This window comes from Peptoniphilus grossensis ph5, from assembly GCF_000311825.1.
GTDB lineage: Bacteria > Bacillota > Clostridia > Tissierellales > Peptoniphilaceae > Peptoniphilus_A > Peptoniphilus_A hominis.
The window spans coordinates 1-7231 of record NZ_HE978566.1 but is presented as its reverse complement, the minus strand read 5'-3'; the positions used below and the strand labels follow the sequence as shown (position 1 = coordinate 7231).

The following is a 7231-nucleotide window of genomic DNA, read 5'->3' as shown; positions in this document are numbered from 1 at the left end:
TTGCACCCAAGGAGGTGGGTGCAAGGGGATTCCGGTAATTGTGATATTAAGGAAAAAAGCTGGTAAACTATAAGGGATTCTTAATAAAATATTTCACAATTATCTTCTACATAGTATATAATAAAATTATTACAAAATAAATTAAGAATTATTTGTATTGATGACAAAATATTTTTGATAGGAGGACTTATGAATTTCGAAAGTATTTATTATTTCACAGAGCTTGCCAAGACACTTAATATGAATGAAACTGGCGAAAAACTTTATATATCTCAACAAACTCTATCTAATCACATAAAAAGACTGGAAGACTACTACGGCACAAAATTATTTTTCAGAAAACCTAAGCTAATGCTCACTCCCATTGGAGAAGAGTATTTGAAGTATGCAGAAAAACTTTTAACAGCTGAATCTGACATGATAAATAAAATTCGCGACATGGAAAGCGAGGACAGGGGCAAGCTAATAGTTGGTGCATCTTCTCCCAGGGCGGACATTTTTATTCCATCAATTATTGAAAAATTTACAGAGGAGTTTCCTCAAGTTGGACTAGTCCTTTACGAAAAGCAGTCTAATGAACTGGAAGATATGTGCCTGGAAAACAAACTTGACATAGCCATTAGCATTGACGAGAATTATAAAAATGAAAACCTAAAGTCTCGCCTCCTCTTTGATGAAAAATTATACCTCTGCGTAAGCGACAGACTTTTGGAAAAATATGTTGATGACCTTGAAGCCTTAAAGGAAAAGTCTCTTGAAAAAATTGACTTAAGGGATTTCGAAAAAGTTCCCTTCCTCCTTTACACTCAGGATAACAGAATAAGAAGTCTAATAAATCAAAGCTTTAAAAGTGCAGGTGTTAGACCTATTGACTACATCGAGACAGCTTATTCTAGAATTGCCCTTGCTATTTGCAACAAGGCCCTTGCCGCAGTTTTTATTTCCCAAATGAATATAAAAAGATGGATGGAGGAATTTGGAGATGACATAAATATTTTTCCTCTCTATGTAAAAAACAAACCTGTAAGTCTTGGCATCTACGCCATAAAAAATAAAAACCGCTACATCACAAAGTACACAAAGAGATTTGTTGAGCTTTTGGAAGAATATTTTGAATCAATTAATGCCGAAAAATTAGAAAAAATTGCAAAAAAATAAAGTGGCACCAAGAGGTGTCACTTTTTTAAATTTAAAATCCATTTTCAAATTCTTGTCTAAATCTGTTAAATATATCTTGCTGTTCTTCTTGTCTCTTTTGATATTCCCTAGCTCTCGCTTCTTCTTGAGCCCTTATATCCTTTTGGGCTTCCTTGTCCCTTTCTATTGAGTAATCAGAAAACTTAACTTCAGTTTTTGCTTCCTTGCCCTTTCTTACATAGGACACTTCAGCGCTGTCCCCTTCTTGATATTTGTAAAGAATTGACTTAAGAGCGTTGTTGTCTGAAACTTCGTCCTTGCCAATTTTTGTTATAATATCTCCTGCAACAAGACCTGCTTCTGCTGCAGGTGATCCTTCATAAACCTTGTAGACAAAGATTCCCTTGTCGACTTCAGTCTTGCCGTTAAAGACTTGGGCTGCTACATTTAAATTCATTGTCAGCATGCCCATGGAAATTTCCTTGTAGCTTCCTGTCTCAATTACTTGCTTTACAATTGGCTTTATAAAATTAATTGGAATGGAAAATCCAAGTCCCTCAGCAGATTGAACCTTTACAGTGTTGATGCCAATGACTTCACCCTCTGCATTTAAAAGTGGTCCGCCAGAATTTCCCCCGTTAATTGATGCGTCAGTTTGGATAAGTCCAGTCATATATCCTCCGCCGCTTACTGCCCCAACATACCTGTCCAGTCCAGATATAATTCCTTGAGTTACAGTTTGTGAAAATTGTAGTGAAATTGGATTTCCAATTGCAATTGCTGCGTCACCTATGGAAAGTGCATCGGAGTCTCCCAGTGTCGCTACATTTAATTTTTCCTTGGTATTTATTTTTACAATGGCAAGGTCAACATTTTCGTCTGCCCAAATAGTTTTTCCCTGGATGTCCTCTTCGTTATTGAGTCTAACTGTTACATCTTCCACAACCTTGTTGTTTAATTTTACAACATGGGCATTGGTAAGAATGTAGCCCTTGGGATCCACTATTACGCCAGAACCAACGCCTTGGACTTCCACTTGACCAAAGAAGGATTGTTGCACTCCCTTAGTTGTAATTCCAACAACTGATGACATTGATTTTTTTGCAACAGCTGAGGCAACAGTCATATTGTCCTTGGCAGAAATTGTTATATTTGACTTGTCTTCATTGGAAGTACTTGAGCTCTCTTGTGGCAGCAACTTATAAGTTGTGATTGCTGAGCCAATTATTCCGCCAATTAGTGAAAAGACTAGGGCAATTACTACAATAATTTTTCCCCCGCCTGAATTTTTATTTTCTCGTCTATTATTATCCATAATTTTCCTCCTAACAATTTTGTTATATTTATATTAGTGTGATTATGTGAAAAATTGATGATTTTATTATCAAAGCTTTTTGAAATATTTAATATTTTTTGAAAAATTTAGGAGAAATTTTTCTCTAATTACTTTATCTTCAAAAAAAAGAGACTCCTCAGAGCCTCTTAATCTTATTTTCCAAAGGCAGGTATTACTGCGCTCTTGAATTTTTCTTCTATTAATTTTTTAGCTGGGTCAGAATTTAAAATTTCAATGAATTTTTTGAATTTTTCTTTATCAGCATCTTCTTTTCTAATGGCAATTAAGTTTGCGTAAGGTGAATCCTTTGATTCTAAGAAAATTGAATCCTTAGTTGGGTCAAGTCCTTGTCCAATGGCAAAGTTTGCATTTATAACTGCAGCACCTGCATCCTTATAAACTTGGGCAATTGATGGTGCATCCATTGCTGTGAATTTTAAATTCTTTGGATTTTCTGCAATATCTTTTTCTGTTGAATTTAGGTTTGTCTTGTCCTTTAACTTAATAAGACCTGCATCTTCAAGAAGTATTAAGGCTCTTGCTCCGTTACTTGGGTCGTTAGGAATAATAATTTCTGCTCCATCTTCAATTTCATCAACTGATTTGTATTTTTCAGAGTATAAAGCCATTGGTTCAATGTGAACATATCCAAGTACATCAAGATCTTTAATTCCTCTTTCTTCTACAAAACTGTCAAGATATGGTTTGTGTTGGAAGTAGTTTGCGTCAAGATCCTTTGCTTCTAGTTGCAAGTTTGGTTGAATGTAATCATCAAAATTTACAACTTCAACATCAAGTCCTGCCTTGTCAAATTCATCCTTTAGGCCTTCAACGATTTCGCCATGAGGTGTAGGTGACACGCCAATTACAATTTTGTTGTCGCCATCCTTAACTTCTGCTGCAGCCTTATTTCCTTCTGCCTTTGCTTCTTCCTTCTTTCCTCCACCACAAGCTGTTAGTGTTAGAGCTAGCACTAGTGAAAGTGCCAAAATAATTTTCTTCTTCATTTTTTTCCTCCTAAATTTTTTTATTTATATTAATTCTAAGAAACTTAGAAATAATACCTATCTTTTGTCAATATTTTCTGCGATTTTATTTCCAATAAATTGTACAATTTGCACAAGAATTATAATTACTATTACTGCTGACCAAAGTATTAGCGGTTCATTTCTTTGGTAGCCATACCTGTTGGCCACATCTCCTAGTCCGCCGCCACCCATGACACCAGCCATAGCAGAATAACCAATTACATTAATAAGTGTCATAGTTATTCCACTGACAAGCATAGGCATTGCCTCTGGGATTAAAACTTTAAAGATAATTTCTTTATTAGTTGAGCCCATGGATTTTGCTGCTTCAATTATTCCTTGATCCACTTGAATAAAATATCCTTCCATTAGCCTTGCAACAAAGGGGGCAGCTGAAAGCGAAAGGGGAATTATCATTGCCGCTGTCCCATAGGACTTGCCCACAATCAATCTTGAAAGTGGAAATACAACTATCATGAGGATTACAAAGGGAAAGGACCTCAAAACATTTATTATTCCATCAAGTATGGAATAGACTTTTGCGGACTCATTAAGACCGCCTGGCCTTGTGTTAGTCAAAACTATTCCCAGGGGAAGACCTATTAAGAGGGCAATAATTGTTGATGCCAAAACCATAACTAGAGTCTCTGGAATTGCTGGTAAAACTATATCTATTATTCTTTCCATTTAAAGCACCTCCACATTTACATTGTTTTCTTTTAAAAATTCAATTGCCTTTTTTCTCTCTTCTTCCTTGCCAAGAATCTCAACTGTAAGATAGCCAACGCTTGAAATATTTAATTTGTTAATATTTCCTGAAAGAATGGATACATCAACATCAAATTTCTTGACACAGTGGGAAAGAATTGGCTTGTCATAATTGTCGTCGGCATAGGATAGTCTCAAGACATCGCCCTTGTAGTCGGCTCCATTTAAATAACCTTCTTCAACTTCATCTTCCAAGTTCTTTATAAAGGACCTTGTCACAGAAGTTTTTGGATTTTTGAAAAGTTCCTTTGTTTCATTTTCTTCGATGATTTTTCCAGCCTGCATTACAGCAATTCTGTCACAAATTTCCTTTGCCACTTCCATTTGGTGAGTAATCATAATTATTGTCATGTTGTATTCTTTTACAATTTTCCTCAAAAGATTTAAAACAGATTTAGTATTTGCCGGGTCTAGGGCTGAAGTCCCTTCATCTGAAAGAAGAATTGAGGGATTTGTGGCAATGGCTCTTGCTATGGCTACTCTTTGCTTTTGTCCACCAGATAATTCAGATGGATAAGAATTTTTCTTTTCCTTTAAATCTATAAAATTAAGTAGCTCATCAACTCTCTTATCAATGTCGCTTTTACTTACTCCAGAAATTTCTAAAGGAAAGGCAATATTTTCTGCCACTGTCTTTTGCATAAAGAGATTAAAATATTGAAAGATCATTCCAATATCCTTTCTCGCAGCTCTAAGTTCCTTTTCATTTAAATTAATAATGGACTTGCCGTCAATTAAAATTTCTCCACCAGATGGCTCTTCTAGTCTATTGATGCACCTGACAAGAGTTGACTTGCCAGCTCCAGAAAGGCCAATTACGCCATAAATTTCTCCCCTATTTACTTTGAAAGAAAGGTCATCTAGGGCTCTAAAAGTTCCATCCTCACTTTTAAAATCCTTAACTAAGTTTTTTACTTCTATCATTTTTCCTCCACTAAAACAAAAAAGAGCCTTCATCCCTAAGGACGAAAGCTCGTGTTACCACCTTAATTTATCACTTCCTCACGAAAGTGACCTCTTCAAGTACTATCATACTCTACTTCTATAACGGGAAGACCCGTAAATACCTAATATCGATATTTCCTAGAGAAGGCCATGTTCACATAAAACTTATCCACTTCTTTCACCAAAACGAAGCTCTCTTTGCTCAAAATTTTAAGTTACTCTTCTTCTCAAAAAGTTTATTTATTAATTGTTTTTTATTATAAGATTAAGAAAAATAAAAGTCAAGACTTTTTATTAAATTATTAAATTTTTTATATCATCTTCAACATTTGTAATGCCAGCAATATTAAATTTCTCTACTAAAACATCTGTAACATTAGGAGATAAGAAAGCTGGGAGACTTGGACCAAGGTGAATATTTTTTACACCAAGTGAAAGTAATGCAAGTAAAACTATAACAGCTTTTTGTTCATACCATGCAATATTGTACACAAGCGGAAGATCGTTGACAGATTCCACTCCAAAAGCATCAACTAGGGCAAGGGCAATTTGAATTAGTGAATAAGAATCATTACATTGACCTGCATCTAGAACTCTTGGTATACCATTTATGTCCCCTAGATTTAATTTGTTGTACCTATATTTTGCACAACCTGCTGTCAAAATCACTGTAGACTTTGGAAGCTTCTTAGCAAATTCTGTGTAATACTCTCTGTCAGCCATTCTTCCATCGCAGCCAGCCATGACAATAAATTTTGTGATGTCGCCCTTTTTTACAGCTTCAATAACCTTGTCGGCAAGTTCCATGACTTGACTGTGAGCAAAACCACCAACTATACTTCCCTTTTCAATTTCTTCTGGAGCCTTGCAAGTCTTTGCAAGTTCAATTATTTCTGAAAAATCCTTGTGACCCTTTTCATCTTCTTCTATATACTTGCAGCCAGGGTATCCTGCAGCACCAGTTGTAAATAATTTGTCTTTATAGGAATCCTTTGGAGGCACTATGCAATTTGTGGTCATTAGTATTGGTCCATTAAAGGCTTCAAACTCATCTCTTTGCTTCCACCAGGCGTTGCCATAGTTTCCCACAAAGTTTTCATATTTTTTAAAGCTTGGATAATAATTTGCAGGAAGCATTTCTGAGTGAGTGTAAATATCCACGCCAGAATCCTTAGCTTGTTCAAGTAGCATTTCAAAATCCTTTAAGTCGTGACCAGAAACTAAAATTCCAGGCTTATTTCTCGTGCCAATATTTACATTACTTATTTCTGGATTGCCATAAGTCTTTGTGTTCGCCTTATCAAGTGTCGCCATAGCAAGATATCCCATAGAACCAGTTTCAAGAGTAAGTGCAACTAAGTCCTCTAGGCTCTTTTCTCTTAAAAGTTCAGCCATTGTAGTTAAGATAAAATTATTTACCTTCTCACTTTCATAGCCCAAAACTTTTGCATGTCTCGCATAAGCAGCCATGCCCTTTAGTCCATAAGTTATTAGCTCCTTTAAACTTCTTACATCTTCATTTTCTTCAGCTAAAATAGAAACTTCGCCTGAACTTATTTTTTCCTCTATTTCAGAAAAATCCTTTGATGACCACTTTGCAGCATGGCTATAATTTTTATCTTCTCTCATAGAATTCATCAGATCAACAGTCTCTACAATTCTATCTTTAATTTGCTCATCATCAAAATTTGCATTTGTAATAGTTGTAAATAGATTTAAAATAACTCTGTCCACAACTTCTTTATTTTCCCTTCCACTTTTTACTGCAATTTCAGAAAGTCCCTTAGAAATCCAAATCAAAAAATCTTGCAAATTTGCAACTTCACTTGTCTTTCCGCAGACACCTCTTTTTAGGCAGCCAGAATTTTTAAAAGTCTCTTGACATTGAAAACAAAACATACTCATAATTATCCCACCTTTTAAATTTGTAAGTTCTAACTTCTAAAATAATTCTAATATAAAAATTAATAACTTTCTGTTGCATATGCAACATTTAAAAATTTTATCTACAAATTTT

Annotated in this window: 6 protein-coding genes; 1 reads left to right on the top strand and 5 read right to left on the bottom strand. The window is 35.1% G+C overall.

Going from position 1 to position 7231, the window contains the following annotated elements; translation table 11 throughout:
* Positions 1–189: 189 nt before the first annotated feature.
* Positions 190–1158 carry a LysR family transcriptional regulator gene (locus tag HGPG_RS00030; protein WP_019124024.1) on the top strand — a complete coding sequence of 323 codons (969 nt, stop codon included), beginning with the start codon at positions 190–192 and terminating at the stop codon, positions 1156–1158.
* Positions 1159–1189: 31 nt separating this feature from the next.
* On the opposite strand, the gene HGPG_RS00025 is transcribed toward HGPG_RS00030, so the two are convergent.
* The 5 genes from HGPG_RS00025 to hcp all read right to left on the bottom strand — a co-directional run bounded on the left by HGPG_RS00025 (position 1190) and on the right by hcp (position 7113).
* Positions 1190–2452 carry a S1C family serine protease gene (locus HGPG_RS00025; protein ID WP_019124023.1) on the bottom strand — a complete coding sequence of 421 codons (1263 nt, stop codon included), beginning with the start codon at positions 2450–2452 and terminating at the stop codon, positions 1190–1192.
* A gap of 173 nt (positions 2453–2625) precedes the next feature.
* Positions 2626–3480: a MetQ/NlpA family ABC transporter substrate-binding protein gene (locus tag HGPG_RS00020; RefSeq protein WP_019124022.1), complete on the bottom strand. Its 855-nt coding sequence runs from the start codon at positions 3478–3480 to the stop codon at positions 2626–2628.
* Between the two features lie 57 nt (positions 3481–3537).
* Positions 3538–4188 (bottom strand): methionine ABC transporter permease, encoded by a 651-nt coding sequence (locus tag HGPG_RS00015; RefSeq protein ID WP_019124021.1) that lies wholly within the window; start codon positions 4186–4188, stop codon positions 3538–3540.
* Positions 4189–5193, bottom strand: coding sequence for a methionine ABC transporter ATP-binding protein (locus tag HGPG_RS00010; protein WP_019124020.1), 1005 nt, complete (start codon positions 5191–5193; stop codon positions 4189–4191).
* A 315-nt stretch (positions 5194–5508) separates the two neighbouring features.
* Complete coding sequence (hcp, locus tag HGPG_RS00005; RefSeq protein WP_218915209.1) at positions 5509–7113, bottom strand: hydroxylamine reductase; 1605 nt, start codon at positions 7111–7113, stop codon at positions 5509–5511.
* Positions 7114–7231 lie beyond the last annotated feature (118 nt).

What these genes read in the sequence shown, in the direction of transcription:
- HGPG_RS00030 (WP_019124024.1), top strand. Translation starts at nt 190, where the DNA reads ATGAATTTCGAAAGTATTTATTATTTCACAGAGCTTGCCAAGACACTT.
- HGPG_RS00025 (WP_019124023.1), bottom strand. Translation starts at nt 2,452, where the DNA reads ATGGATAATAATAGACGAGAAAATAAAAATTCAGGCGGGGGAAAAATT.
- HGPG_RS00020 (WP_019124022.1), bottom strand. Translation starts at nt 3,480, where the DNA reads ATGAAGAAGAAAATTATTTTGGCACTTTCACTAGTGCTAGCTCTAACA.
- HGPG_RS00015 (WP_019124021.1), bottom strand. Translation starts at nt 4,188, where the DNA reads ATGGAAAGAATAATAGATATAGTTTTACCAGCAATTCCAGAGACTCTA.
- HGPG_RS00010 (WP_019124020.1), bottom strand. Translation starts at nt 5,193, where the DNA reads ATGATAGAAGTAAAAAACTTAGTTAAGGATTTTAAAAGTGAGGATGGA.
- hcp (WP_218915209.1), bottom strand. Translation starts at nt 7,113, where the DNA reads ATGTTTTGTTTTCAATGTCAAGAGACTTTTAAAAATTCTGGCTGCCTA.